General features: G+C 71.0%; 23 protein-coding genes, 1 tRNA gene and 10 pseudogenes. 21 read left to right on the top strand and 13 right to left on the bottom strand.

Annotated elements, in window-relative coordinates:
- Window positions 1-172: 172 nt before the first annotated feature.
- Window positions 173-874: pseudogene (locus ACZ8AI_RS19810) on the bottom strand (class I SAM-dependent methyltransferase); the annotation flags it as partial.
- Between the two features lie 111 nt (window positions 875-985).
- Between ACZ8AI_RS19810 and ACZ8AI_RS19805 the strand changes: the two are divergent.
- Window positions 986-1,733 (top strand): annotated as a pseudogene (locus tag ACZ8AI_RS19805) (phosphoglyceromutase).
- 149 nt (window positions 1,734-1,882) lie between these two features.
- Here ACZ8AI_RS19805 and ACZ8AI_RS19800 read toward each other — a convergent pair.
- Together ACZ8AI_RS19800 and phoU are read right to left on the bottom strand one after the other, a co-directional pair.
- On the bottom strand, window positions 1,883-2,410 hold the full coding sequence (locus ACZ8AI_RS19800) for a P-loop nucleotide/nucleoside kinase family protein (protein WP_464859560.1): 528 nt from the start codon (window positions 2,408-2,410) through the stop codon (window positions 1,883-1,885).
- Window positions 2,411-2,534: 124 nt separating this feature from the next.
- Window positions 2,535-3,206 (bottom strand): annotated as a pseudogene (gene phoU / locus ACZ8AI_RS19795) (phosphate signaling complex protein PhoU).
- A 251-nt stretch (window positions 3,207-3,457) separates the two neighbouring features.
- Here phoU and ACZ8AI_RS19790 point away from each other — a divergent pair.
- The 3 genes and pseudogenes from ACZ8AI_RS19790 to ACZ8AI_RS19780 all read left to right on the top strand — a co-directional run bounded on the left by ACZ8AI_RS19790 (window position 3,458) and on the right by ACZ8AI_RS19780 (window position 5,212).
- Window positions 3,458-4,264, top strand: a complete 807-nt coding sequence (locus ACZ8AI_RS19790; protein ID WP_464859559.1) for a sensor histidine kinase — start codon at window positions 3,458-3,460, stop codon at window positions 4,262-4,264.
- On the top strand, window positions 4,264-4,527 hold the full coding sequence (locus tag ACZ8AI_RS19785) for a sensor histidine kinase (RefSeq protein ID WP_464859558.1): 264 nt from the start codon (window positions 4,264-4,266) through the stop codon (window positions 4,525-4,527). The genes ACZ8AI_RS19790 and ACZ8AI_RS19785 overlap by 1 nt, the downstream gene beginning before the upstream one ends.
- Window positions 4,524-5,212, top strand: a pseudogene (locus ACZ8AI_RS19780) (winged helix-turn-helix domain-containing protein). The gene ACZ8AI_RS19785 and the pseudogene ACZ8AI_RS19780 overlap by 4 nt, the downstream one beginning before the upstream one ends.
- Before the next feature lie 83 nt (window positions 5,213-5,295).
- Here the strand turns inward: ACZ8AI_RS19780 and ACZ8AI_RS19775 are convergent.
- Window positions 5,296-5,610: a hypothetical protein gene (locus ACZ8AI_RS19775; RefSeq protein ID WP_464859557.1), complete on the bottom strand. Its 315-nt coding sequence runs from the start codon at window positions 5,608-5,610 to the stop codon at window positions 5,296-5,298.
- Window positions 5,607-5,846 carry a hypothetical protein gene (locus ACZ8AI_RS19770; protein ID WP_464859556.1) on the bottom strand — a complete coding sequence of 80 codons (240 nt, stop codon included), beginning with the start codon at window positions 5,844-5,846 and terminating at the stop codon, window positions 5,607-5,609. The genes ACZ8AI_RS19775 and ACZ8AI_RS19770 overlap by 4 nt, the downstream gene beginning before the upstream one ends.
- 219 nt (window positions 5,847-6,065) lie before the next feature.
- Here ACZ8AI_RS19770 and ACZ8AI_RS19765 point away from each other — a divergent pair, with 219 nt between their 5' ends.
- From ACZ8AI_RS19765 to rlmB, 6 genes and pseudogenes are all read left to right on the top strand, one after another.
- Window positions 6,066-6,548: a CarD family transcriptional regulator gene (locus ACZ8AI_RS19765; RefSeq protein WP_464859555.1), complete on the top strand. Its 483-nt coding sequence runs from the start codon at window positions 6,066-6,068 to the stop codon at window positions 6,546-6,548.
- A 13-nt stretch (window positions 6,549-6,561) separates the two neighbouring features.
- Window positions 6,562-7,774, top strand: a pseudogene (gene ispF / locus ACZ8AI_RS19760) (2-C-methyl-D-erythritol 2,4-cyclodiphosphate synthase).
- Window positions 7,725-8,408 (top strand): annotated as a pseudogene (locus tag ACZ8AI_RS19755) (cysteine--tRNA ligase); the annotation flags it as partial. The pseudogenes ispF and ACZ8AI_RS19755, both read left to right, overlap by 50 nt.
- Window positions 8,409-8,476: 68 nt before the next feature.
- Window positions 8,477-8,572: pseudogene (locus tag ACZ8AI_RS19750) on the top strand (hypothetical protein); the annotation flags it as partial.
- A 73-nt stretch (window positions 8,573-8,645) separates the two neighbouring features.
- Window positions 8,646-9,182, top strand: a pseudogene (locus ACZ8AI_RS19745) (DALR domain-containing protein); the annotation flags it as partial.
- 54 nt (window positions 9,183-9,236) lie between these two features.
- A complete protein-coding gene (gene rlmB / locus ACZ8AI_RS19740) occupies window positions 9,237-10,247 on the top strand; it encodes a 23S rRNA (guanosine(2251)-2'-O)-methyltransferase RlmB (RefSeq protein ID WP_071292196.1) in 1,011 nt (336 codons plus the stop codon).
- A 113-nt stretch (window positions 10,248-10,360) separates the two neighbouring features.
- On the opposite strand, the pseudogene ACZ8AI_RS19735 reads toward rlmB, so the two are convergent.
- A pseudogene (locus ACZ8AI_RS19735) lies at window positions 10,361-11,669 on the bottom strand (DUF4032 domain-containing protein).
- A 138-nt stretch (window positions 11,670-11,807) separates the two neighbouring features.
- The gene (locus ACZ8AI_RS19730) at window positions 11,808-12,908 is read right to left on the bottom strand and encodes an ABC transporter ATP-binding protein (protein ID WP_464859554.1); all 1,101 of its coding nucleotides are present in this window, start codon (window positions 12,906-12,908) and stop codon (window positions 11,808-11,810) included.
- Between the two features lie 257 nt (window positions 12,909-13,165).
- Between ACZ8AI_RS19730 and ACZ8AI_RS19725 the strand changes: the two genes are divergently transcribed.
- Complete coding sequence (locus ACZ8AI_RS19725) at window positions 13,166-14,095, top strand: DsbA family protein (protein WP_464859553.1); 930 nt, start codon at window positions 13,166-13,168, stop codon at window positions 14,093-14,095.
- 103 nt (window positions 14,096-14,198) lie between these two features.
- Here ACZ8AI_RS19725 and ACZ8AI_RS19720 read toward each other — a convergent pair whose 3' ends face one another.
- Window positions 14,199-14,840, bottom strand: coding sequence for a neutral zinc metallopeptidase (locus ACZ8AI_RS19720; protein ID WP_464859552.1), 642 nt, complete (start codon window positions 14,838-14,840; stop codon window positions 14,199-14,201).
- A 93-nt stretch (window positions 14,841-14,933) separates the two neighbouring features.
- On the bottom strand, window positions 14,934-15,095 hold the full coding sequence (locus ACZ8AI_RS19715) for a hypothetical protein (RefSeq protein ID WP_464859551.1): 162 nt from the start codon (window positions 15,093-15,095) through the stop codon (window positions 14,934-14,936).
- A 15-nt stretch (window positions 15,096-15,110) separates the two neighbouring features.
- Here ACZ8AI_RS19715 and ACZ8AI_RS19710 point away from each other — a divergent pair, with 15 nt between their 5' ends.
- Window positions 15,111-16,097, top strand: a complete 987-nt coding sequence (locus tag ACZ8AI_RS19710; RefSeq protein WP_464859550.1) for a 2-deoxy-5-keto-D-gluconate 6-phosphate aldolase domain-containing protein — start codon at window positions 15,111-15,113, stop codon at window positions 16,095-16,097.
- A gap of 12 nt (window positions 16,098-16,109) precedes the next feature.
- Here the strand turns inward: ACZ8AI_RS19710 and ACZ8AI_RS19705 are convergent, their stop codons facing one another.
- Window positions 16,110-16,868 carry an NAD(P)H-hydrate epimerase gene (locus ACZ8AI_RS19705; RefSeq protein ID WP_464859549.1) on the bottom strand — a complete coding sequence of 253 codons (759 nt, stop codon included), beginning with the start codon at window positions 16,866-16,868 and terminating at the stop codon, window positions 16,110-16,112.
- Here ACZ8AI_RS19705 and ACZ8AI_RS19700 point away from each other — a divergent pair.
- The 3 genes from ACZ8AI_RS19700 (at window position 16,821) to ACZ8AI_RS19690 (ending at window position 18,795) form a co-directional block, all read left to right on the top strand.
- Window positions 16,821-17,540, top strand: a complete 720-nt coding sequence (locus ACZ8AI_RS19700; RefSeq protein ID WP_464859548.1) for an alpha/beta fold hydrolase — start codon at window positions 16,821-16,823, stop codon at window positions 17,538-17,540. The genes ACZ8AI_RS19705 and ACZ8AI_RS19700 overlap by 48 nt on opposite strands.
- Window positions 17,524-17,682 carry a hypothetical protein gene (locus ACZ8AI_RS19695; RefSeq protein WP_464859547.1) on the top strand — a complete coding sequence of 53 codons (159 nt, stop codon included), beginning with the start codon at window positions 17,524-17,526 and terminating at the stop codon, window positions 17,680-17,682. Before ACZ8AI_RS19700 ends, ACZ8AI_RS19695 begins: the two co-directional genes overlap by 17 nt.
- Window positions 17,683-17,763: 81 nt before the next feature.
- Window positions 17,764-18,795: an aldo/keto reductase gene (locus ACZ8AI_RS19690; protein WP_464859546.1), complete on the top strand. Its 1,032-nt coding sequence runs from the start codon at window positions 17,764-17,766 to the stop codon at window positions 18,793-18,795.
- Window positions 18,796-19,028: 233 nt separating this feature from the next.
- Here the strand turns inward: ACZ8AI_RS19690 and ACZ8AI_RS19685 are convergent.
- Both ACZ8AI_RS19685 and msrB read right to left on the bottom strand, forming a co-directional pair.
- Window positions 19,029-19,105: transfer RNA gene (locus tag ACZ8AI_RS19685), tRNA-Thr, on the bottom strand.
- 35 nt (window positions 19,106-19,140) lie between these two features.
- On the bottom strand, window positions 19,141-19,560 hold the full coding sequence (gene msrB, locus ACZ8AI_RS19680) for a peptide-methionine (R)-S-oxide reductase MsrB (protein WP_071292206.1): 420 nt from the start codon (window positions 19,558-19,560) through the stop codon (window positions 19,141-19,143).
- A gap of 67 nt (window positions 19,561-19,627) precedes the next feature.
- On the opposite strand from msrB, the gene ACZ8AI_RS19675 reads away from it, so the two are divergent.
- The 6 genes and pseudogenes from ACZ8AI_RS19675 to groL all read left to right on the top strand — a co-directional run bounded on the left by ACZ8AI_RS19675 (window position 19,628) and on the right by groL (window position 24,390).
- The gene (locus ACZ8AI_RS19675; RefSeq protein ID WP_464859545.1) at window positions 19,628-20,113 is read left to right on the top strand and encodes a GNAT family N-acetyltransferase; all 486 of its coding nucleotides are present in this window, start codon (window positions 19,628-19,630) and stop codon (window positions 20,111-20,113) included.
- A gap of 9 nt (window positions 20,114-20,122) precedes the next feature.
- On the top strand, window positions 20,123-21,109 hold the full coding sequence (locus ACZ8AI_RS19670) for a DUF2332 family protein (RefSeq protein WP_464859544.1): 987 nt from the start codon (window positions 20,123-20,125) through the stop codon (window positions 21,107-21,109).
- Window positions 21,110-21,331: 222 nt separating this feature from the next.
- Entirely contained in the window at window positions 21,332-21,550 is a 219-nt protein-coding gene (locus ACZ8AI_RS19665; protein ID WP_464859543.1) for a DUF3263 domain-containing protein, read from the top strand.
- 9 nt (window positions 21,551-21,559) lie between these two features.
- The gene (locus tag ACZ8AI_RS19660; protein ID WP_464859542.1) at window positions 21,560-22,141 is read left to right on the top strand and encodes a LytR C-terminal domain-containing protein; all 582 of its coding nucleotides are present in this window, start codon (window positions 21,560-21,562) and stop codon (window positions 22,139-22,141) included.
- A 215-nt stretch (window positions 22,142-22,356) separates the two neighbouring features.
- Window positions 22,357-22,560, top strand: a complete 204-nt coding sequence (locus ACZ8AI_RS19655) for a cold-shock protein (protein ID WP_022903461.1) — start codon at window positions 22,357-22,359, stop codon at window positions 22,558-22,560.
- A gap of 208 nt (window positions 22,561-22,768) precedes the next feature.
- Window positions 22,769-24,390, top strand: a pseudogene (gene groL / locus ACZ8AI_RS19650) (chaperonin GroEL).
- A gap of 287 nt (window positions 24,391-24,677) precedes the next feature.
- On the opposite strand, the gene ACZ8AI_RS19645 reads toward groL, so the two are convergent.
- Window positions 24,678-25,520 (bottom strand): hypothetical protein, encoded by an 843-nt coding sequence (locus ACZ8AI_RS19645; RefSeq protein ID WP_464859541.1) that lies wholly within the window; start codon window positions 25,518-25,520, stop codon window positions 24,678-24,680.
- Window positions 25,521-25,605 lie beyond the last annotated feature (85 nt).

Below are 25,605 nucleotides of genomic sequence, written 5' to 3'. Positions count from 1 at the left end.
GCGCCACCGCGAACGTGCCGCGCCTGCCGCGGCTCGGGGCCGTCAAGCGCGGCTGAGTCGACGGCCGGCCGCCGGGTCGCCCGCCCGCCGGGTCGCCCTCGCTCGCCCGGTCGACGTCGGCCTGCGCCTGGCGAGGGCAGCCCGAACTGCTCCGCCGACCGTGCCGGCCGTAGGCCGGCTCGACCGCCGACCACGGCACGCTGTCGCCGAGCCGCCAGCGCGTCACCCCGTGCAGCACCGGCCAACCGCGGTCGCGCATGCCCCGCACCGTCGCGATCCACCGCTGCCGGGGCCCGTACGTGCCGAGCGGCGCAGCGATCGCCCACGCCAGGTCGAGGTCGCGCAGGAACGCGTGCAACTGCTCGCCCGGCAGGTTCCGGTGGATGAGCGCCTTCGGCAGCCGCTCAGCGACGACGCTCGGAACGTCGAGCCCGGCGAGCCGCGCAGTGACACCGAACGTGCGGGGCGCGAGCTCGTCGAGCGTCACCCACGAGGCCACCCGGCCGACCTCGTTGCACGTCCCCTCGACGAGTGCGCCGCCAGGGCTGGAGCCGGTCCTGCATGATCCGCCACGAGGCCGTCACCCGGACTCGTCGTACTGCCGCAGGACGTTGAACGCGCGGATCACGACGGGGCGTCGGCCGCCGGGCGTCGGCGTCTCGAAGCCGCCGAGCCGGAACGTCACCCCGTCGCGCGTCCTGGCGTTCGCGAGCGCCACACGTGCCGGTTCGATCTCGATGCCGGTGACCTCGACGTCCGGCCGGACCCGCGCCAGGCGGTCCCGGAGCTCGAGCGTCGTCGTCGGCCGCGCGCCGTAGCCGACGTCCGCGACGAGCGGGTCGGAGGTCCGCCGCAGGGCGGGCAGCGCGGCGATTCACCGGTCGACGCGGCGGAGCCGGTTGTACCCGGTCGTCCCGCGCGTCACGCTCCCGATGGGCATACCGACCAGCGTACGGGCCAGGTGCTGCTCGGTAGGATCGGTGGCATGACCTCCACGCTCGTCCTGCTCCGTCACGGCAACAGTGACTGGAACCAGAAGAACCTGTTCACCGGTTGGGTCGACGTCCGACTCAGCGAGTTGGGCGAGAAGGAGTGCTGAAGCGCGCCGGCGAGCTCATCAGCGAGTCGGGCATCGTCCCGGACGTCCTGTACACCTCCCTGCTCACCCGCGCGATCCAGACGGACATCGCCCTGCTCGAGGCGGACCTGGCCTGGCTGCCGCCGGTCAAGCGCGACTGGCGCTTCAACGAGCGTCACTACGGCGCCTTGCAGGGCAAGGACAAGGCCCAGACCTCGGCGGAGTACGGCGAGCAGCAGTTCATGGAGTGGCGCCGTTCGTTCGACGTGCCGCCGCCCCCATCGACGACGACGCCGAGTGGTCGCAAACCAGCGACCGCCGCTACGCCGACCTCGGCGACCAGTTGCCGCGCACGGAGTCGCTCAAGCTCGTGATCGACCGTCTGCTGCCGTACTGGGAGTCGGACATCACGAAGGACCTCGGCGCGGGCAAGACCGTCCTCGTCACGGCGCACGGCAACTGCTGCGGCGCTCGTGAAGCACCTCGACGGCATCTCCGACGACGACATCGCCGGCCTCAACATCCCGACGGGCATCCCGCTGGTGTACGAGCTCGACGACGAGTTCCGCCCGACGAAGCCCGCGTACTGGGCCTCGACCCCGAGGCCGCCGCCGCGGGTGCCGCAGCGGTCGCCGCCCAGGGCGCCAAGAAGTAGCACCCCACACACGAACGCCCCGTCGGGTCTCCGGGCGGGGCGTTCGTCGTGTCGTCCGCCGACTCCCGTCGCGCTGCCGGGAGGAACGGATCACCACATCAAGACGATGTCGCTTCGGCGACGTGGTCAGCTCCGCGGGCCGCGGCCGGTCAGATGAAGTGCGACGCGATCTCCTGCACGAGCGCACCGACGTCGTAGGGCTTCGTGGTGTCGACCCGGACGACGGTGATCAGCCCGGTCGGGCCGGCGGTCGGTCCGAGGTCGTCCCAGGTCTCGAGGATCGACGCGAGGTCGCCGTGCACCTCGTGCCGGATCGGTGCGTCCGGCTCGTACCGGTCACGCAGTCGCACGTCGGCGGTGTCCCGGTCAACGTGGCACCAGACCTCGACGGCCCGCGGTGACCCCGCGGTGAGCAGCCCGGCCGTCAGGTGGTCCCGGCTCTCCTCGGTGACCCAGACGGCGTCGACGCCGTTCTCGACCGCGCCGGCCATCGCCCACACGGAGTCCATCGCGATCCCGCCGAGCGGACGTGACGCGATCATCGGCCCCACGATGTCCGCGAGGGGCTCCTTGATCCGGTCCTTCGACAAAAAGGCAGCCGAGCACCTCGGCGAGGGCGGATCGTGCTCTTTGCCGGAACCGGGCATGCCGTTGACGATGATCGCGACCTGGGCCATGCGTCGATCCTCCCGCCCCGCCTTCACCATCGCAAACGCAACGGCGGCGAAGGCCCGCAAGCGGTACTTCGCTGCGAGCAACCGCCGACGTTGCGCGTTTGTGCTTCGCGGGGAGAACCCGGGGTCAGACCGCCGCGGTCGCGGTCGAGGCGCCGGTCCAGTTGCCCGTCGCCAGGTACTCGACCTTCTTCGCGATCGAGACCGCGTGGTCGGCGAAGCGCTCGTGGTAGCGCGAGGCGAGGGTGGCGTCGACCGTGTCGATCGGGTTGCCCTTCCACGCCCCGCCGAGCACGAAGTCGAACACGCTGGCGTGCAGCTCGTCGACGGCGTCGTCCTCGTCGCGGATCTCGGCGGAGAGCGCGATGTCCTCGGTCGCGAGCAGGCGCGTGAGCTTGGAGACATCGCGACGTCGTGTGCGCCCATCTGCTTGAAGGTGCTTTCAGCGGAGGCCCTTCGGCACGACCTTCTCCGGGAACCGCTGACGCTTGCCGCGCGATGCGCCGGGCCATGTCGCCCATGCGCTCGAGCGAGGAGCCGACGCGCAGGGCGGTGACGCCGACGCGGAGGTCGCGGGCCACCGGAGCCTGGCGCGCCAGGATGTCGATGGCGATCTCGTCGAGGCTGTTGGCGGCCTCGTCGATCTTGGCGTCGTCGGCGATCACCTCCTCGGCGAGCGCGACGTCGGAGCCGCTGAAGGCCTGGGTGGCACGGGTGATGGCGTGGACTCGACGAGCCCGGCGATCTTGGTCAGTCGCTCCTGGACGTCCTGGAGCTCCTGCTGGAAGACTTCGCGCATGGGGAGTACCTTCTCTGCGTACCGGTCGAGTGTCGTCAGCTCAGGTGAACGAACGGTGACGCGCGGCCGAACGCTTCGCGATCCGGAGCCGGAACCACCGCGAACGGGGTGAACGGCGCCCGAACCCCGTGTGACCACTCCTACACTGACGGCATGGACAACGCGTGGCTCGTGCCACTGTCGATGCTCCTCGGCGGGGTCTTCGGCGCGGGGCGTCGTGGTGCTGATCATCACCGCCGAGCGCACGGCTCGTGCAGCCGACGTGGCAGAACGCATCGCTGCCGGACGGCGTCGCCGCGGTCATCGCCACGATGCACAACCCGGCCGTGGTGGTCGACCCCTCGAACACCGTCGTCGCCGGCAAGTCGCCACAGGCACTGACCGTGGGACTCGGCGCGGCGGAAGCTCGTGCACCAGGAGCCGCCGACCTGGTCGACCGGGTGCGCAAGAGTGGTGAGATGGGGTTCGAGGACCCGAGCCTCCCGCGCGGCCGTCGGGGCGAGCTCATCGGCTACCTCAGCTTCCGCGCCGCGCAGCTCGGCAACCGGTACGTGCTCGTCACGGCGGACGACCTCACCGAGAGCCACCGCATCGACGAGGTCCGGCGTGACTTCGTGGCGAACATCTCGCACGAGTTGAAGACCCTGATCGGCGCCATCGGCCGCTTCGTCCAGACCCCCGTCGCCGCCGCGGACGAACCGCAGCACGTCCGCCGGTTCGCGGCCCAGCTCGTCACCGAGTTCGAACGACTGGCAGCCCTGACGAAGGACATCATCGAGCTCGGCGTGTTGCAGTCCGTCGACACGCTGGAGAACAGCGAGGAGACCTCGATCGACCGCATCGTGCAGGCCGCCGTGGACACGAACGAGATCGTCGCGCGCGCCCGGGACATCGAGCTCGTGCGGGCGAAGAAGTCGAAGCTCCGGGCGATGGGCGACCTGGGCCTGCTGCAGATCGCGGTGTCGAACCTCATCGCGAACGCCGTCAAGTACTCGCCGGACTACACCCGCGTCGGCGTCGGCGTGCGCTCGTCGAAGGCTTCGCCGAGATCGCCGTGATGGACCAGGGCGTCGGCATCCCCGAGGCCGACCTCGACCGCGTGTTCGAACGCTTCTACCGCGTCGACCCGGCCAGGTCCCGCGCCACCGGCGGCACCGGCCTGGGGCTCGCGATCGTCAAGCACGTCGTGAGCAACCACGGCGGCGACGTCCGCGTCTGGTCGCAGCCCGGCAAGGGATCGACCTTCACCATCCGCCTGCCCGAGGCGGACCCCGAACTGACCACCGCACTCGAAGAGCAACTGGAAGAGCAGCAATCGTGACCAAGATCCTCATCGTCGACGACGAGCCGGCCCTGAGCGACTTCCCCCTGGAGTTCCTGGTGCCGCAGCGCGAGGTGGCCGACACCTCCGTCGCTGCGGACGGTGTGACCGCGCTGTCGAAGTTCGACGCGGAGAACCCCGACCTGGTGCTCCTCGACCTGATGCTGCCGGGCCTCTCCGGCACCGAGGTGCGCCGCCAGATCCGCACCCGGTCGAACATCCCGATCATCATGCTGACGGCGAAGGACTCGGAGGTGGACATCGTCGTCGGGCTCGAGCTCGGCGCCGACGACTACGTGACGAAGCCGTACTCGACGCGGGAGCTCCTCGCCCGGATCCGCGCCGTGCTCCGTCGCCGGACCGAGGACGACCCGGCGGAGAGCGGCATCCTGCAGGTCGGCGGGATCCGGATGGACGTCGAACGGCACACCGTGGCCGTGGACGGCTCCGGAGACGCCGATGCCGCTCAAGGAGTTCGAGCTGCTCGAGCTGCTGCTCCGCAACGCCGGGCGCGTGCTCACCCGCGGGCAGCTCATCGACCGGGTCTGGGGCTCGGACTACTTCGGGCGACACGAAGACCCTCGACGTGCACATCAAGCGCATCCGCTCGAAGATCGAGCGCGTCCCGAGCGCACCGGAGATACTCGTCACCGTGCGCGGACTCGGCTACCGCATCGAGGGCTGACGCCCGTCGGGCGCAACGCCAGCGAGGCGCGGTGCCGGTCCCAGGGGACCGGCACCGCGCCATCCAGGCGGTCGCGCTGTGCGCTACGGGTTGATCGGGGTGTCCGTCGCGTCGCCCGTCGGCTCGGAGCCGCTCTCGGAGGGGGCGGTCGACGTGCTCGTCGGAGTCGGCGTCGGCGTCGGCGCGAGGGTCTGGTACTCCTCCTGCGCGCTGGTGAGCACCGGCACGTTGGCGGAGACGCCCTCGGCACCCGAGTACGAGAAGTAGACCTTCACGAGCGAGCCGGCCGCGGCGTCGGCGTTGTCGAAGACGACGTCGGTGCTCTCGCCGGCCTCGGTGCCCTGCGTGGTCGAGCCGGTGTCCTCGGTGGCGCCCTCGGCCGTGGTGTCGGTCGTCATCGGCGAGGTCGACGTGCGTGTTCGCGGGCGACCTCGACGGTCTGGGTGTCGCCGCCGATCTCGATCGAGACGGTGATGTCGTCCTTCTCGGCGGTGTTCACGAGGGTGCCGATGAAGCGCGCCTGCTCACCGTCGTCCGAGGTAATGAGCAGCGCGTTGCGGACAGCGATCTTGCCCGTCGAGACGTCCACGCCGTCGGTGATCTGCTTGATCTCCGTGGTCTGCGCGGGCGACAAGAACTCGCACCTCGGTGGCGCCGAGCGCGATGGTTGCCGCAACGGCGACGGACACGAGTACCCGAGCTCGCAAGAGATTCCTCCGGAAGAGTCCGACGTGGACCGGACGGTCCGAACCCACCATCCTAGCGAGCACCTGGGAGGGCTCGTTGTTAGGTGCCCCTTACCCCAATTCCGCTTGTGGTAAACTGGAGCGTGTCTCGGAACGGAGCCTGATACATGCAATTCGAGGTCGGCGAGACCGTGGTCTACCCCCATCACGGGGCGGCAACCATCTCTGAAGTGAAGACGCGCGTCATCAAGGGCGAGGAAAAGGTCTACCTGAAGCTGCGGGTCACCCAAGGTGACCTGACGATCGAGGTGCCGGCGGACAACGTCGACCTGGTCGGTGTCCGCGACGTGATCGGCAAGGAAGGGCTCGACAAGGTGTTCGAGGTCCTCCGGGCCCCCTTCACCGAAGAGCCCACGAACTGGTCGAGGCGCTACAAGGCGAACCTCGAGAAGCTCGCTCCCGGTGACGTCATCAAGGTGTCCGAGGTCGTCCGCGACCTCTGGCGGCGTGACCAGGACCGCGGCCTGTCCGCGGGGGAGAAGCGAATGCTCGCCAAGGCGCGGCAGATCCTCATCTCCGAGCTGGCGCTGGCCGAGAAGACCGACGAGGACCAGGCATCGACCGTCCTCGACGAGGTCCTGGCCTCCTGAGCGCGGCGAACCACTGAACACGTCGACGACCGTTCTGTTCCCCGAAGGGGTGGACAGGGCGGTCGTCGTCGTTGCGGCCGGTTCCGGCACGCGCCTCGGCATCGGGACCGCCAAGGCGTTCGTCCCGGTGGCCGGCACCGTCATGCTCGCGCGCGCGCTCGAGCCGTTGTTCACGCTGTCGTCGCCGACGCTCGTCGTCGTGGTCGCCCTCGCTCCGCTGGTCGACGAGTGCCAGCAGCTCATCGCGTCGGTGGCCGGGGCGGCGGTCGCGTACACGGCGGTCGTCCCGGGAGGCACGGATCGCCATGGTTCGGTCGAGGCCGGCCTGGCCGTCCTGCCGGACTCCGTCACCTCGGTGCTGGTCCACGACGCGGCGCGCTGCCTGACGCCGGCCGCCCAGTTCTCGCGGGTGTTCGACGCGGTCGACGCGGCGATCGCCGCCGGCGGCCTCGCCGGGTTCGTCCCGGCGTTGCCCGTCACCGACACCGTGAAGCGGGTCGACGGGGACGTCGTCGTCGAGACCGTCGACCGCGCTGCCCTGGTCGGTGTGCAGACGCCGCAGGGCTTCCCGCTCGCCGCACTCCGGCAGGCGTACGCGGTGGCGGAGCGGGCCGAGACCGACGACGCGGGGGTGTTCCAGGCAGCGGGCGGCACCGTGCGGTTCGTCCTCGGGCGACGCGGACGCGTTCAAGATCACCACCCCGTGGGACCTGGGACGGGCCGAGTCGATCGTGCGGTCGCGCGTCGCCGCCCCCGATGGTGTGCGGGTCGGGTTGGGCGTCGACGTGCACGCGTTCGACGACGCCTCGCCCTGCCGGGTGGGGCTCCTCGACTTCCCGGGTGAGGCCGGGCTCTCCGGACACAGCGACGGGGACGCGGTCGCGCACGCGGTGTGCGACGCTCTGCTCTCCGCTGGTGGGCTCGGGGACATCGGCGGCCGGTTCGGCACCTCCGACCCCGCGTACGCCGGAGCCGCCGGTGACGTCTTCGTCCGCGGGGCCGTGGCAGCGCTGGCGTCGGCCGGGCTCGTCCCGACGTCCGTGACGGTGCAGGTCATCGGGAACCGCCCGCGCATCGGCGGCCGTCGGTCAGCGATGCAGGACGCACTCGCCGCGGTCGTCGGGGCCCCCGTCGCGGTGTCCGGCACGACCACGGACGGCCTCGGCTTCACCGGGCGTGGCGAAGGGCTCGCCGCGATCGCGACGGCCGTCGTCAGACCGGCCTGACGTCCTAGGCTTGGGGGCGTGGACCGTACGCCTCTACGACTCCCGCGCCGCAGCCGTCGTCGACCTCGTCCCGCTGGTCGACGGACACGTGAGCATGTACGTCTGCGGTCCGACGGTGCAGTCGTCGCCGCACATCGGGCACCTCCGCTCCGCCCTGGTCTACGACATCTGGCGTCGCTGGCTCACCCACCGCGGGCTGCGCGTGACCCTGGTGCGGAACGTCACCGACATCGACGACAAGGTGCTCGACCTCGCCGCCACCACGGACGAGGAGTGGTTCGCCCGCGCGTACCGCGTCGAGCTCGAGTTCACCGCCGCCTACAACGCCCTCGGCATCCTGCCCCCGACGTACGAGCCGCGCGCCACCGCCAGCGTGCCGCAGATGCACGAGATCATCGCGAAGCTCATCGACCAGGGGCACGCCTACGCCGCCGCGGACGGCTCCGGCGACGTCTACTTCGACACCGGCAGCTGGGAGTCGTACGGCGCACTCACCCGCCAGCGTCGCGAGGACATGGTCGAGGCCGCCGACGCCGACCCCCGTGGCAAGCGCGACCCCCGCGACTTCGCGCTCTGGAAGGGCGCGAAGCCGGGCGAGCCGCTCGACCGCGAACTGGGACTCGCCCTGGGGGCCGGGCCGCCCGGGGTGGCACATCGAGTGCTCGGCGATGTCCTCGTCGCTACCTCGGGCCGGCGTTCGACATCCACGGCGGCGGACTCGACCTGCGCTTCCCGCACCACGAGAACGAGCTCGCGCAGTCGACGGCGGCGGGCGACGCGTTCGCGTCCTACTGGCTGCACAACGGACTCGTGTCGGTCGGTGGGCAGAAGATGTCGAAGTCGCTCGGCAACTCCAGTGTTCGCCGCGGACATGCTCGGGTCCGCGCGGCCGATCGCCGTCCGGTACGCGCTCGGCGCCGCCCACTACCGCTCGACGATCGACCACCACGACGGCCCCCTCGCCGAGGCCGAAGCGGCGCTCGACCGCATCGACGGCTTCCTGTCCCGGGCCGCCAGCAGGCTCGAAGGGGTCCGGTTGGCCGATGCCCCGGGCGTGCCCGAGGCCTTCGCCGACGCCATGGACGACGACCTCGCGGTGCCCCAGGCACTCGCCGTCCTGCACGAGACCGTCCGCGCCGGCAACGCTGCGCTGGACGCCGACGATGCGGAAGTGCTCGGAACCACGTACCATCAGGTGGCCGCGATGGCCGAGGTGCTCGGCATCGACCCGCGAGCCGCCCACTGGACTGGCGGTGGCCACGACGCATCGGCCGCACCACTCGCAGCCCTCGTCGACCGCCTCGTGCAGGAGCGGACCGACGCCAGGGCAGCACGCGACTTCGCCACAGCCGACCGCGTGCGGGACGACCTCGCAGCCGCGGGCATCACCATCGAAGACACCGCAGCAGGTACACGCTGGAGCATCGCCTGGACAACGGCAGTGCCGGACAGGGAGAGAGCAATGAAGAACGTCTCGGGGAGCAAGAAGGGTCGGCCCGGCGCCGTCCGCTCCGGCCGCAAGGGCAACAAGCAGGTCGGCTCCGGCGGCCAGGGCGCGCAGGCGCTCGAGGGTCGCAAGCCCACGCCGAAGGCCGAGGACCGCCCGTACCACCCGGCCGGCAAGCGCAAGGCCGCCAAGGAGCGGTTCGAGGCCGCGCGCGGTCGTCACGGTGCGTCGAGCTCGCCGCAGCAGCGGACCGGTCGCCCGCCGACACGGAAGGCCGACGACCACGAGCTGGTCACCGGTCGTAACTCCGTGCTCGAGGCCCTGCGCACGAAGACCCCCTCCAGCACGCTGTACATCGCCGCCCGCATCGAGGTCGACGACCGCGTGAAGGAGATCCTCGCGCTCGCCAACCACCGCGGCCTGCCGATCATCGAGCTGATGCGCCCCGAACTCGACCGCATCACCGGGCACGACAGCGTGCACCAGGGTGTGGCGCTCAAGGTGCCGGCGTACGAGTACGCCGTGGCCGAGGACATCGTCGAGCGTGCGTTCTCGCGCGACCAGGTGCCGCTCATGGTCGCCCTCGACGGCATCACCGACCCGCGCAACCTCGGTGCGATCATCCGCTCCACCGCGGCGTTCGGCGGCCACGGGGTCATCGTGCCGCAGCGTCGTTCGGTCGGCGTGACCGCGTCGGCGTGGAAGACCTCCGCCGGTGCCGCAGCCCGCACGCCCGTCGCGATGGCGCCGAACCTCACGCAGACGCTGAAGTCGCTCAAGTCGATGGGCCTGTTCGTGCTCGGCCTCGACGGCGACGGCGACGTGGAGCTCGACGGTCTCGAGCTCGCCGACCGTCCGATCGTGATCGTCGTCGGCTCAGAGGGCAAGGGCCTGTCGCGCCTCGTCACCGAGACCTGCGACGCGATCGTGTCGATCCCGATCTCGAGCGCGACCGAGTCCCTGAACGCGGGCATCGCCGCGAGCGTCACCCTGTGGGAGGTCGCCCGGCGCCGTCGCGCGTCGTAGCTTCCTCCCCCACCGCGAAACGCAACCTCGGCGCGATCTCGCGGCGGTACAACGCTGCGAGCAACCGCCGAGGTTGCGTTTTGCGGGACGGGAGTGCGGGGCGCGGGCGCGCGTCAGACGCTCGCGCGCCAGTCCTCGACGTCATCGGTGTCGTCCACCTCGGCGTCGTCGACCACCGGGATCGGCAGCGTCATCGACGACGTCGGCGGGTTGATGAGCAGCCGCTCGTCACGGCGGTGGCGCAGCACGTCGTTGATGTAGGCGGTCGTGGCCTCGGGCAGCGACACGGAGCGCTCCTCCTGCTGGGACATGAACCAGCGGTGCTCGAGCAGTTCGTGGAAGACCTCGGCCGGCTCGAGGCGCCCGCGGAGCTCCCGCGGGATCGACCGGATGACGGGCTCGAACACCTTCGACACCCACTCGTGCGCGACCATCTCCTCGTCGAGGAGGTCGCGGCCGTTGCGGGCCCGATAGGAGTCGAGGTCGTTGAGGAGGCGCCGCGCCTGGTTCTCGCCGGCGTCGAGGCCGGTGAGCCGCAGCAGCCGCCGCTGGTGGTGCCCGGCGTCCACGACCTTGGGCTGGATGCGCACCTGCGAGCCGCCCTCGGTCGTGTGGATGGAGAGCTCTTCGATGTCGAACCCGAGGGCGTTGAGTCGCTCGACGCGGTCGTTGATGCGCCAGCGCTCCTTGATGTCGAACTGCTCGGTGCCGGTGAGTTCCTTCCAGAGGATCCGGTACTGGGCGACGATCCGGTTCGAGACGTCCACGGCGTCGGCGTTCTCGTCGAGCCGGCCGCCGGCCTCGAGGTCGAGGAGCTCGCCGGCGATGTTCACCCGCGCCACCTCGAGGTCGTTCTCGCGCTGCCCGTTCGACAGGCCGCCGGGGTAGAGCTTGCCGGTCTCGGCGTCGACGAGGTACGCGGCGAAGGCCCCGGCGTCACGTCGGAACAGGGTGTTCGACAGTGACACGTCGCCCCAGTAGAAGCCGATGACGTGCAGACGCACGAGGAGCAGGGCGAGGGCGTCGACCAGGCGTGTGGCGGTCTCCGGTCGCAGCGTCTGCGAGTAGGAGCGCGCGGTACGGCAGCGAGAAGCGCAGGTGTCGGGTGACGAGCACGGGGTGCAGGGGTTCGCCGTCGGCGCTCACCCGGTTGGTGATGACGGCGACGGGGCCGACGCAGGGGACGTCCATGCGCTGCAGCGTGCGGAGCATCTCGTACTCGGAGCGGGCGACCTCTTCCCCGGTCTCCTTCACGGCGGCCACGTACCCGCTGAGGTGCACGAACCGGACGAGGTGCCGCGAGATGCCCTTCGGCAGCGCCACGATGACGTCGTCCGGCCAGTCCGCGAGCGGGACGTCCCAGGGCAGGTCGAGGAGTCCGGGGTCGACGGTGGCTGCGGTGATGGACAACGAGTCGGACACGATGGGTTCCTCTGGTGCTGGAGTGCGGATCGGTACGGCACTGCGATCGGTACGGCACTGCGAACGGTACGGTACTGCGAACCGACGGGAGGCGCGGTGCCCGCTGGCACCGCGCCTCCTGTGAGTGGCCTTCCGTCGTTACGCGCCGACGACGGCCTTGTCGTCGAGACGCTCGCCCGACTCGGTGTCGAAGGCGTGCACGTGGCCCGACTTCGGCGTCACGACGATGGTGTCGCCGATCGAGGGGTGCGCGCGGCCGTCGACGCGGGCGACGATGTCGACACGCTGGCCCTTGACGTCGGCGTGGCCGTAGAGGTAACCGTCGGCGCCGAGCTCCTCGACGACGTCCACCGTGACGGGCAGGCCGTCGCCGGACTGGGCGACGACGACGTCCTCCGGGCGGATGCCGACCGTGATCTGTGCCGCACGCGCGTTGGAGAGGGTGTCGCGGTCGATCGCGTGGTTGAGCGTGCCGAACTTGATGCCGCCCTCGACCACGTCGGCCGGCAGGAGGTTCATCGCCGGCGAGCCGATGAAGCCGGCGACGAACACGTTGTTCGGCTTCTCGTACAGGTCGCGCGGGGTGCCGACCTGCTGCAGGATGCCGTCCTTGAGGACCGCGATGCGGTCACCCATGGTCAGGGCCTCGGTCTGGTCGTGCGTGACGTAGACCGTGGTGACGCCGAGACGACGCTGCAGCGAGGCGATCTGGGTGCGGGTCTGGACGCGGAGCTTGGCGTCGAGGTTCGACAGCGGCTCGTCCATGAGGAACACCTGCGGCTGACGGACGATCGCACGGCCCATCGCGACGCGCTGACGCTGACCACCGGAGAGCGCCTTCGGCTTGCGGCCGAGGTAGTCCTCGAGGTCGAGGAGCTTCGCGGCTTCCTGCACGCGGGTGGCGCGCTCGTCCTTGCCGACGCCGGCGATCTTGAGCGCGAAGCCCATGTTCTCGGCGACGGTCATGTGCGGGTACAGCGCGTAGTTCTGGAAGACCATCGCGATGTCGCGGTCCTTCGGCGGGACGTCGGTGACGTCGCGGTCGCCGATGCGGATCGCGCCGGAGTTGACCTCTTCGAGGCCGGCGAGCATGCGGAGGGAGGTCGACTTGCCGCAACCCGAGGGGCCGACGAGGACGAGGAACTCGCCGTCGGCGACGTCCAGGTCGAGGGAGTCGACCGCGGGACGCGTGCCTCCGGGGTAGAGACGGGTTGCCTTGTCATAGGTGACGGACGCCATGAGCGTTCGGTCCTTTCTTCACCGGCAGGTACGTGCCGGACGATCCGGAGCGAAGCGGTCAGCCCGCGAGGCCCCGGATGGTCGTCGTCGACCATCGAGGTTCATACAACACGACTTCCCTGCGATGCGCCAGTGCTGTCCCCCTGGTTGGCTGGTTCTCAGAGCGTCCCACTACAATCGCCGGGTCCGTCCGCCGCTCGGGGAGGTACGGCGGACGCCGAACCAGGAGGACCACTCGATGACCAACCGCCCCGAGGGTGACGCCCGCGCCGCGCGGAACGAGCGACGAGAAGCAGCCAGGCAGCGGGCGCAGCGCGCACGCACCCAGCAGAAGCGCCGGCAGCGGGGTGTCCGCCTCGGCCTGCAGATCGGCCTCGGGGTCGTGTTGCTCGCCGCCGCGACGATCGTCACGCTCGTGCTCGTCGACTCCGTGCAGCCCGCCGGGCCCGGACCGGCGAACACGTCGCAGGGCGGCATCACGATCGGGCAGGACCTCAAGGCCGTCGGCGCCGCGCCGACGCCGAGCGCCACCGACGGCTCGGGTGCGGTACGGATCACGATGTACGTCGACTACCTCTGCCCCACGTGCGGGCAGTTCGAGAAGGCGAACGGCGAGTACATCGAGAGCCTGGTCGACTCCGGCGCCGCGACCGTGGACATCCACCCGATCGCGACCCTGTCGAACCGGTCGACAGGGCACGAAGTACTCGCTCCGGGCCGCGAACGCCGCCGCCTGCGTCGCGAACGACTCCCCGGACCAGTTCTTCGCCGTGCACGAGGCGCTCTTCGCCGAGCAGCCCGAGCAGAACACGGCGGGCCTCACCGACGCCCAGCTCACCCGCGTGGTGACGGGGGTCGACGGGCTGCAGGACCGCCGTGCGATCCGGAGCTGCATCCAGGACCAGACGTACGCCAAGTGGGTGGACGAGCGGACCAGCGCGGTGACCGGCGGGGACATCCCCGGCTCAACGCTGCGCGAGTTCCCCGGGGTGCCGCTCGTGCTCGTGAACGGTCAGCGCTACGAGCTCACGTCGCCGATCACGAACGACGACTTCCGCACCTTCGTGGTGACCGCGGCCGGCGCGACCGACGCCACCCCGACGCCCACGCCGACCCCCTCGGCCACGCCGACGGCGACGCCCTCCGCCACCGCGACGTCCACCCCGAGCGCGACCCCGTCCAGCTGACGGACGCGTCCACCGACGGGCGGACCGACGGACGGGAGGCGCGGTGCCGGCTGGCACCGCGCCTCCCGTCCGTCCGCTGGTCGCGTCTCGGGCGTGGGCCGGCCTAGAGGGACGAGCCGGGGATGCTGAAGGTGTCGCAGGACGTCGCGCCCCGCTGGTAGCCCCGCATGAACCAGTTCTGGCGCTGCTCGCTCGACCCGTGCGTGAACGAGTCCGGGTCGACCCGGCCGCTCGAGCGCTCCTGGATGCTGTCGTCGCCCACGGCGCTCGCGGCGGACAGCGCGTCGTCGATCTGCGCCCGCGTGATCGGCTCGAAGAACGTCTCGCCGTCCGCGTCCTTCGTGGTCGCGGGCGTCGCCGACCCAGGCGCCGGCGTAGCAGTCGGCCTGCAGCTCCCACGCGGACGCTGCCGGACGACGCACCCGTGCCCGAGCGGTCCGTCGAGGCGAAGGCGCCCTGCAGCTGCTGGACGTGGTGGCCCCACTCGTGCGCGACGACGTACATCTGCGCGAGCGGCCCGCCGGACGACCCGTACCGCGACTGGCAGGTCGTCGTAGAAGGCGGTGTCGAGGTAGATCGCGCGGTCCGGCGGGCAGTAGAACGGCCCGGTCGAGGCCGAGGCCTGCCCGCACCGGTGTCGGTCGACCCGGTGAACAGCACGAACCCGGGGTCGAGTACGCGATGCCGAGCTGGCGGGACTCCGTGGCCCAGTAGGCGTCGAGGGACTCGGCCGCGCCCCCTCCATCCGGCACTCGACCTTCAGGTTGGCGTCGCGCCCCGTGCGGCACTCGGCCGCCGGGTCGGCGGTCCACCCGTCTGCTGGATCTCGGTCGTGCCGTCACCGCCGCCGACGATCCCTGCTCAGGTCGAACCCCGTGAACTGGGCGATGAGGAACACCAGGATCGCGCCGACACCGACCGCCCCGCCACCGATCACGGCACCACGGCCACGCCGCGTGACCTTCCCACCCTCGAGCTGTGAGTCCTCGTTGAACGTCATGCCCCGAATGTACGGATGCTCCGAGCGCCGCGCCCGGGACGGCGAGTAGACACGGGGACATGGCGAACCTCGACGAAGCACACCCCCTGTTCCTGTTCGCGATGGACCAGCGTTCCTCGCTGCTCGAGCACACGTACGACGAGTCCGGCGGCGAGCCGGTCGACGAGGCCGAGGCCGAGCGCGTCCGGGCCGGCAAGCAGCTCGTGCACCGCGGGGTCCTTACGGCGCCGGCGGCCGGGGCTCTCCTGCGACCGCACCGGCGTCCTCGTCGACGAGCGGTACGGCGCGGACGTCGCCCGGCTCGCGAAGGACGCCGGCCTGCAGCTGGCGATGCCGGTCGGGCGCTCGGGCCGCGAGTGGTTCGAGCTCGAGTACGGCGACGACTGGCTGGCCCACGTCGACGCGTTCGACCCCGACTTCGTGAAGGTGCTCGTGCGGGACAACCCCGCGTTCGACGCCGACCGTCGGCAGCAGCAGGCGAGCGACCTGGCAGCGGTGTCGGCCGCGCTGCACGACGCCGGACGGCCCTTCCTCGTCGAACTGCTCGTCCCCGGCACCGACGACCAGAAGGCATCCGTCGACGACTACGACCGCGACCTCCGCCCCGACCTGGTCGTGCAGGTGCTCGAGTACCTGCAGGACCGCGGGGTCGAGGCCGACGTGTGGAAGCTCGAGGGACTCGACGCGCGCGAGGACGCCGAGCGGGTCGTGGCCACGGCGCGACGCGGCGGGCGGGACGCGGTGCAGTGCATCGTCCTCGGTCGGGACGCACCAGAGGAGCAGCTCGACCACTGGCTGCGGACCGCTGCCCCGGTCGACGGGTTCGTCGGCTTCGCGATCGGCCGGAGCAACTGGGAGGAACCGCTCGAGGACGTCGTGCAGCGAACACCTCGACACCGAGGCGGCCGAGCAGCTCATCGCCGGAACTACCGGCACTTCGTGGACACGTGGCTCGAAGCCCGCGACGGGGTCGAGCACGGGGTGGACGCCGGGGCGGTTTGACTCAGGTGCGGATCAGCGGCTCCACGGCCGCCAGGTCCGCACCGATGCCCACGTCGACGAGTTCGATCCGCCCGGCGAGGTCGCGGCGGGCCCGCTCAGCAGGCCGGCCTTGACCCCGCCGAACGTCACCGTGACGTCGGCGTGCAGCACGTGGTCGTCCGCGATCCCGCCGGTGTCGACGTCGATGCCGCTCGGTACGTCGACCGCGACGACGAACGGTGCGCGCTGGTCGCGGGCGAGTTCGCGGATCGCATCCACCACCTCGCGGGCGGGGGACCGCAGGGCGGACGCCCCGTGCACCCCGATGCCGAGGATGCCGTCGAGCACGAGGTCGGCCTCGAGCGCGGCGTCCGTCGCCACGGCGGCCAGCCGTTCGCCGTCACGCGGGACGGCCGCGCGCAGGATGTCCGCTGCTCCGGCGTGCGGCTCCGGTCCCGAGGTGCCGGACGGGCCGGCCAGGAGGCGCGCACCGGCGTCCAGCGCCGCTGCCAGGCCCGCCTCGTGGACGCGTGAGCCGACGCGGAGGACCGCCACGCGCCTCCCGGCCGCTGCGAGGCGCGCGCCCGCGAACAGGGCGTCACCGCCGTTGTCGCCACTGCCGGCCAGCACCAGGACCGACCCCGGTCCGTCTCCCGGTCGGACGGCCGGGTCGTCGAGCAGGTCGCCGACGATCGCGGCCAACCCGTCCGCCGCACGCTGCATGAGGGGCTCCCCCGCATCGAGGTGCGGCCGCTCCGCCGCCCGGATCTGATCGCCGCCGTAGCCGTCCATGACGACCACAGTGCCCCGGTAGCCTTGAGAGGACATGTCACTCGTCCCCGCTGCGCCCCGACCCCGTGCCGTGATGTCCCCGGACGGCCTCCCGATCGCGACCTACGACTTCGGCGATCCCGAGGCGCCGGCCGTCATCGCCGTGCACGGCTTCGCCTCCGAGCACTGCTCAACTGGCACGCCTCCGGCTGGACCCGTGACCTCGTGCGCGCCGGGTACCGCGTCGTCGCGCTCGACCAGCGCGGGCACGGCGCCAGCGCGAAGCCGCACGACCCGGGCGCGTACTCGATGGACCTCCTCGTCGCCGACGTCACCACCGTCATCGACACCTACCTGCTCGACGACGTCGCGTACCTCGGCTACTCTGCTCGGCGCGCGGGTCGGGTGGCACACCGCCGAGCAGCTGCCGGACCGCATCAGCCGCGCCGTGTTCGGCGGCATCCCCGACGCCGACCCGATGCGCCGCGTGCGGGTCGACCAGGCGAAGGCGTACCTCGCCGACGGCACCCCGATCGAGGACCGCGTGACGAACGGGTACCTGACGATGGCGGGGAACGTCGAGGGGAACGACCTCGCCGCGCTCGTGGCGATGGTCGAGGGCATGCGCGACAGCGTCGAGCCGACCCCCGCGAACGCCCCGACGCAGCCGATCCTGATGGCGGCGGGCAGTGAGGACGGCATCCGGGACAGCGCCGTGCGGCTCGCGGCGGCGGCACCCGACGCGGCGTTCTTCGAGATCCCGGGGCGCAACCACTTCAACGCGCCGACGTCGCGGGCGTTCCGCGAAGCCGCGCTGGCGTTCCTGCGTTCCTGACCGCGTCGCGTTGTCCGCCCGGCGCTGAGGGGTACTCGTAGGTCCTCGCTGCCGTCGGACACCGCGCGTACCGTCCCCGCCATGGACTACAGACTCCTCGGCAACAGCGGGACATCGGTGTCGACGCTGACCCTCGGCACCATGACCTTCGGCAGCGAAGCCGACGAACCCACCTCCCACGCCATCATCGACGCCTTCGTGGCAGCCGGCGGCACGCTCGTCGACACGGCGGACGTCTACTCCGGCAACGAGTCCGAGCGGATCATCGGCCGCTGGCTCGCCGCACACCCGACCGAGGCGGCGCAGGTCGTCCTCGCCACCAAGGGCCGCTTCCCGCAGGGCGACGGGCCGAACGACCTCGGGCTGTCGCGCCGCCACCTCCGCGTGGCCCTCGACGCCTCGCTCGAGCGGCTCGGCGTCGATCACATCGACCTCTACCAGATGCACGCGTGGGACGCACTCACCCCGATCGACGAGACCCTGCGGTTCCTCGACGACGCCGTGTCCGCGGGCAAGATCGGCTCGTACGGGTTCTCGAACTACCTCGGCTACCAGGTGACGAAGGCCGTCTACGAGGCGAAGGCCCACGGCTGGGCGCCGCCCGTCACCCTGCAGCCGCAGTCCAACCTGCTCGTCCGCGACATCGAGCACGAGGTCGTGCCGGCCTGCCTCGACGCCGGGATCGGCCTGCTCCCCTGGTCGCCCTCCGCCGGCGGCTGGCTCACCGGCAAGTACCAGCGCGACGAGGCCCTGACCGGCACCACCCGCCTCGGCGAGAACCCCGAGCGCGGCATGGAGGCGTGGGAGGCCCGGAACGGCGACGAGCGCACCTGGGCCGTCCTCGACGCGGTGTCGACGATCGCCGACGCACACGGAGTCTCCCGTTCGCAGGTCGCCCTCGCGTGGCTCCTCGCCCGCCCCGCGGTCACGAGCGTCATCCTCGGGGTCCGCACGCTGTCGCAGCTCGAGGACAACCTCGGTGCCGCGGACCTCGTGCTCGACGAGTCCGAGCTGCGGACCCTCACCGACGTGAGCGCCCCGCGCATCGACGACTACCCCTACGGCACGGCCGGCGTCGCCCAGCGCGAACGCAAGATCACCGGCGGACGCTGAACGAACGGGCAGCGTGCGCCGGACGCTGGGCGCACGCTGTCCGCCTTCTGCGGCTTTCCGCGAGGATGTGCACTCGCTCTGGACACGGTGCTCGGTGAGGTGTCACCATCACTGCACGACCGGCTGGTTACCGCGTCGAGCGCTCGGAACGCCCCTGATCCGCGTTCCACGCGCCGGAAGCCCCGGGCGATCACTCGCTCGGGGCTTCCGCACGTCCGGGACGTCGTCCCTGATGGGGCCGGCAGCGGGACTTGAACCCGCAACCCCCGTATTACAAGTACCGGTGCGCTACCAATTGCGCCATGCCGGCTGACCCGCTCATCCTACCGACGAGCGGGCCCGGGCTCACGCGTCGGTCTCGGCCGCGGCCTTCGCCTCGAAGTTCAGCGAGATCGAGTTCATGCAGTAGCGGTCACCGGTCGGGGTGCCGAACCCGTCGGGGAAGACGTGCCCGAGGTGCGAACCGCAGCTCGCGCAGCGGACCTCGGTGCGTGCCATGCCGAGCGAGTTGTCCTCGATCAGCTGCACGGCGTCCGGGTTCACCGACTCGTAGAACGACGGCCATCCGCAGCCGGAGTCGAACTTCGTGCCGCTCTTGAACAGCTCCGCGTTGCAGGCCGCACACGTGTAGACGCCGGCGCGCTCCTCGTCGAGGAGTTCACCGGTCCAGGGGCGTTCGGTTCCCGCCTGACGGAGGACGGCGTACTGGTCCGGGGAGAGCTCCTCGCGCCACTGGGCGTCGGACTTGTCGACGTTGTATGCCATTGTTTCCTCCTGCTTCCGGCCGGGTTCTTCACGGGGCATTCCCGACCACTCCACTAAACTCGCCACGATGTCCGAACATTCCGTGCACCATGCTCGTTGGGACCGTCTGACGACGGACGAACTGTACGGCATCGTGGTCCTGCGGAACCGCGTGTTCGCGCTGGAGCAGCGCGTGACGGCCGAGGACTTCGACGGCCGGGACCGCGCGCCCGACACCGAGCACTGGTGGTTCGGCACGGACACGGAAGCGGTTGGGTACCTGCGACTGGTCCGGCCCGCCCCGGACGAGGACCACCCGGCCGGAGCGTCGCCGCCCGCCTGGGTGATCGGACGCGTCGCCACCGACCCGGCGCACCGGGGGCACGGCGTCGCCGGCGGTCTGGTCGCCGCGGTGCTCGGGACGCACGGGCACGAGCCGATCGTCCTGCACGCCCAGGAGTACGTCGCCGGGCTGTACGAGCGGCACGGCTTCGTCCGGTTCGGCGAGCCCTACGACGAAGCGGGCATCCGGCACGTCGGCATGGCGCGGCCCGGTCCCGCCCCGGCCGTCTGATGGACATCCGTGCGCGGTACGCGGCCTACGCCGACCGGATCGCGTCCGTCTCACCCGCGTACGCGGCCTGGGCCCGGTCGCTGGACGACGACCTGGTCGCGCTCCTCGACGAGGTGCCGGAGCCGAAACGGCAGCCGGAACTCCTCTTCGCGGTCGCGCGGCGGCTGGGAGCGGACCCCGCGGACCCGGTGCGCTCCGCGCCGTCGGCCTGGAGGCGCGCCCCACCCTGGTCGCGGCCCTCGCCTCCGCCACGGTGCAGGCCAACGACCCGCGGCGGCTCGGTCCCGTCGTCCCGCTCTTCGCGGCGCGCTCGCGGCGCGGGTGGGGCGGCCGCTCGGCCTCGTCGACGCGGGTGCGGCGGCGGGGCTCTGCTCGATCCCCGACCGGGTGACGCTCGACCACCGCACCGGGGACGACGTCGTCCGGGTGCACACCGCCCCGGATGCCCCGTCGCTCCACCTCACCGCCGACGTGACCGGGGTGCCGATCCGCCCGGCGACCACCCCGATCCGGATCGCGGCGCGGATCGCCCTCGACCCGAACCCGATCGACCTGGCGGAACCGCACGCGTTCGACCGGCTGGTCGAGGCCGTCCCACCCGAGGCGACGGACCGGACCGCCCTGATGCGCGAGGCGGCGCGCGCGACGCTCGCCGTGCCTCCAGTCCGGATCGCGGGCACGCTGCCCGGCGACCTGGACCGCGCGCTGGACGCCCTGCCGGACGGCCTCGAACCCGTGGTCCTCACCACCGGGACCCTCGTGTACGTGCCGGGCGCGGACCGGCAGCGGTTCGTCGACCGCGTCCGTGACCGCGGCGTGCACTGGATCGCCCTCGAGCGGACGGGCATCGTGACCGCCGTCGCCGAGACGCTGCCCGCAGACGTCGACCCCGGTGACCCCGACGCCTTCGCGACCGCCTCGCTCGACGGGGTCGCGGCCGCCGTGTCCGACCCGTTCGGCGTCCGTGTCCGCTGGCTCCGCGACCCGAGCGGGTGACGCATCTCCGCGACCCGAACCTGTGACCCGTCTTCGCGACAGTCCAGCGGCGTGCCAGGGTCGCGCTGCACTCCACCCCTACGATGTGCGAGACCCGTTACCCGACCGTGATCGGAACCGCAGTGACCGCCACCCCCGCCGACGAGCGCAGTGCTGACCAGCTCAGCGAACTCGCCGTCCACGTGCTCGCGTTCGAGCACGAGCGGGCACGGCAGGACCGGCTTGCGGCACGACCGCACGAAGGAAGCAGAGATCCGGGTCGAGTTCGAGATGTCGCCGGCGCGGTACTACCAGGTGCTGAACCGCGTGATCGACTCGCCCGCGGCGCTCGCGTACGACCCGCAGCTGGTCTCCCGGTTGCAGCGGCTCCGGCACGCGCGCACCAGTGCCCGGGCGGCGCGCAGCTTCAGCCGCCTCCGGCGCGGCTCCCGAAGGACGTGAAGAGGAACGATGACGACGAGAGACACCCGAGACCGGTTCGACGACGTCGCCGACGGCCCACGGGTCGGCGCGCACCGCGGCGCCCAGCGTCGTGGGCGCGGCTGGATCGCGTTCGCCTGGGCGGCCCTCGCCACGGGCGTGCTCGTCGGGCTCGGGGTGCTCGTCCTCGCACTGCTGAACGGCAGCTACTCCTTCACCGGGTCGACCTCGCCGTCGGCGTCCCCGTCCTCGTCGTCGTCCGCCACCGCGAAGCCGTCGGCATCGCCCTCGACCCCGGCGTCCCAGGCGCCGGCCGCGGGGACCCCGGCAGACCAGGGCTCGACCACGCTCGTCGTCCTGAACGGCACGACCACGACCGGCCTCGCCGCGAAGGGCAGCGCCGCGCTGACCACCGCGGGGTGGAAGGTCACCTCGACGGGCGACGCCGGCACCACCGGCACGACCGCGACGATCGTCTACTACCAGCAGGCGTCCCAGGCGGCCGTCGCGCAGGGGATCGCGAAGTCGCTCGGCGTCACCGCGGTGCAGCAGTCGGCGGCGTTCCCGAACGCCGACATCAGTGTCGTGCTCGGCGCGGACTACGCCGGCTGACGCATTCCTGCGGTGGTTCCTCCGTCGTTCCGGAGCGGTTCAGGCGCCGGTTCCGGCTGCATTTGTGACGGTCGTGTTTCCGGCACGCTGATTCTTGACGGAATCGACGTGAAAGAACGTCACACCTCTTGCCCTGTCGGCATTGTTCGGTAAGAGTCGTGCCAAGGCGGCGACAGCGCCGTTCGCACCAGCACCACCGCAGGGAGCAAGAGATCATGGCCAACGGAACCGTGAAGTGGTTCAACGCCGAGAAGGGCTTCGGCTTCATCACCGTCGATGGAGGGGGCCAGGACGTGTTCGTGCACTACTCGGCAATCGACATGTCGGGCTACAAGGTCCTCGAAGAAGGTCAGGCAGTGACCTTCGACGTCGGCACCGGTTCGAAGGGACCGCAGGCGGAATCCGTCCGCCCCGCCTGAACCACCTCGCGAACGCGCCGTCCCGTCAGGGGCGGCGCGTTCGTCATGCGTCCGGCGGTGTTCCGGGCGAAGTCCTGGGAACTCGACCCGCGCCTCCGTTCTGTGTTGCACTCGCACCCTCCGAGTGCCAGAATCGGCGTTGGCACTCGCTCACGCTGAGTGCCAGCACGACCCCCATGACGACGTCCGGGAGGGACGAAGAACTCACATGGCTAAGATCATTGCTTTCGACGAGGAGGCCCGCCGTGGCCTCGAGCGCGGCCTGAACCAGCTGGCTGACGCCGTGAAGGTGACGCTCGGCCCGCGCGGCCGCAACGTCGTCCTCGAGAAGAAGTGGGGCGCCCCCAGATCACGAACGACGGTGTCTCCATCGCCAAGGAGATCGAGCTCGACGACCCGTACGAGAAGATCGGTGCGGAGCTCGTCAAGGAGGTCGCCAAGAAGACCGACGACGTCGCCGGTGACGGCACGACCACCGCGACCGTCCTCGCCCAGGCGCTCGTCCGTGAAGGTCTGCGCAACGTCGCGGCCGGTGCGGACCCCATCTCCCTGAAGCGCGGCATCGAGAAGGCCGTCGCGGCCGTCTCGGAGCAGCTCCTCGCCAACGCGAAGGAGATCGAGACCAAGGACCAGATCGCGGCGACCGCGTCCATCTCCGCCGCTGACCCGACGATCGGCGCGCTCATCGCCGAGGCGATCGACAAGGTCGGCAAGGAAGGCGTCGTCACCGTCGAGGAGTCCAACACCTTCGGCACCGAGCTCGAGCTCACCGAGGGCATGCGCTTCGACAAGGGCTACCTGTCGCAGTACTTCGTGACCGACCCCGAGCGTCAGGAAGCCGTCTTCGAGGACGCCTACATCCTGATCGTCAACTCGAAGATCTCGAACATCAAGGACCTCCTGCCGGTCGTCGACAAGGTCATCCAGGCCGGCAAGCAGCTCCTCATCATCGCCGAGGACGTCGACGGCGAGGCCCTGGCCACGCTCGTCGTGAACAAGATCCGCGGCATCTTCAAGTCCGTCGCCGTCAAGGCCCCGGGCTTCGGCGACCGCCGCAAGGCCATGCTGCAGGACATCGCGATCCTCACCGGCGGCCAGGTCATCTCGGAAGAGGTCGGCCTCAAGCTCGAGAACGCGACGCTCGACCTGCTCGGTCGTGCCCGCAAGGTCGTCATCAACAAGGACGAGACCACGATCGTCGAGGGTGCCGGCGACGCCGAGCAGATCGCCGGCCGCGTCCGTCAGATCCGCGCCGAGATCGACGCGACCGACTCCGACTACGACCGCGAGAAGCTCCAGGAGCGCCTCGCGAAGCTCGCCGGTGGCGTCGCCGTCATCAAGGCCGGTGCCGCGACCGAGGTCGAGCTCAAGGAGCGCAAGCACCGCATCGAGGACGCCGTCCGCAACGCGAAGGCCGCCGTCGAAGAGGGCATCGTCGCCGGTGGTGGCGTCGCCCTGATCCAGGCCGGTGCCGTGGCGCTCGAGTCCCTCGAGCTCCAGGGTGACGAGGCGACCGGTGCGAACATCGTCCGCGTGGCGATCGACGCGCCGCTCAAGCAGATCGCGCTGAACGCCGGCATGGAGCCGGGTGTCGTGGCCGCCAAGGTCCGCGAGCTCGAGTCCGGCTGGGGCCTCAACGCCGCGACCGGCGAGTACGTCGACCTCATCGCCGCGGGCATCATCGACCCGGCCAAGGTCACGCGCTCGGCGCTGCAGAACGCTGCGTCGATCGCCGGTCTGTTCCTCACGACCGAGGCCGTCGTCGCCGACAAGCCCGAGAAGGCGCAGGCCATGCCGGCCGGCGACCCGACGGGTGGCATGGACTTCTAAGTCCGACGTTCCGAAGGGCCCGCACGCTGCGCGTGCGGGCCCTTCCGCGTGCAGGGCGCCGAGCGGGTCGGACGGGCCGTGCGTCCGTCCACGCCGAGATCGCACTTCGTGCGCACACGCTCCGGCGAGATCGCACTTCGGCGGCGATCGACGGGCCGATCACCCGCGGAAGTGCGACTTCGGCGTCGGCCGATGCCGTCACGGCGCCCGGCGGCGATGGTCGAACGCGCGACGAAGGTGCTCGAACACCGTCGCTGGTCGAGCAAGGTCCACGGATGTCGCGCGGATCACGACCCAGCCTTCGGAGGTGAAGTCGTTGCCCTGCTCCGGTCTCTCCGAAACGCATCTCGGTCGGTTCGGTGGTGATCACCGTCGTACTCGAGCGCAATGCGCAGATCCGGCCATGCCATGTCCGCGCGGCCGATGAACCGTCCGTCGGCGGCGTGCACGTCGACGTTGAGGTCGGGCTCGGGAAAGCCGGCATCGACGACCATCAGTCGAAGGCTCGTTTCCGTCGGCGACTCCGCGCCGGTCCGGATCCGCTCGACCGCTGATCGAGCACGCACGACGCCGCGGTCGCCCGCTCTGATCGTCGCCGAGAGCTGCTCGAGGGTGGCGAGGCGACCGACTCCCACCATGTGGTCGCCCAGGATCACGAGGTCACGGGTGTCCAGCAGGGTCCGGCACTCGTACCACGCCGCAGCGGGCGTGCTGACCCGGGTGCCGAAGACCGTCGTGGAGCGAGCTCGGTCGAGGGCGACACGGTGGCCGACCACCCGCTGACGTCGTTCGACGGGTCCCGATCCGACGGTCGAGACGTGGACCGTTGAATCCACACGACTGAGCGTCTGCGGCAGCGGGCAGTCCCAGAGCACGGCGGCCGAGGCGTGACTCAGGTGCTGGTCGGAGCGGAGCAGGAGACCGATGGCGATCAGCCGGTGCAGGAGTTCGTCCGCGCCGGTGGGGAGACGGACGCCCCGTGCAGGTGTGATCAGGTCGCGGCGACGGAGCCGGTCCTTCGCGATGCCCGACGCGAGCGCATCCCGGACGAGGAACGGCGTGTTCGCGAACGCGCTCGGCAGCGGTCGGGGTCGGCGGCCATGGGGTCCACCCTGGGCACGGTCCGACAAGCGATGCTGCGTGGCGCCTTCGTTGTGGACAGGGGGCCAACAGGCGTCCCCTGTGGAGGACTCATGGAGATCGCAGTCCGTGCCG

This window comes from Curtobacterium sp. AC273, from assembly GCF_979253735.1.
Note: the sequence above shows the minus strand (reverse complement) of the source record. Positions and strands in the feature narration are given on the sequence as shown.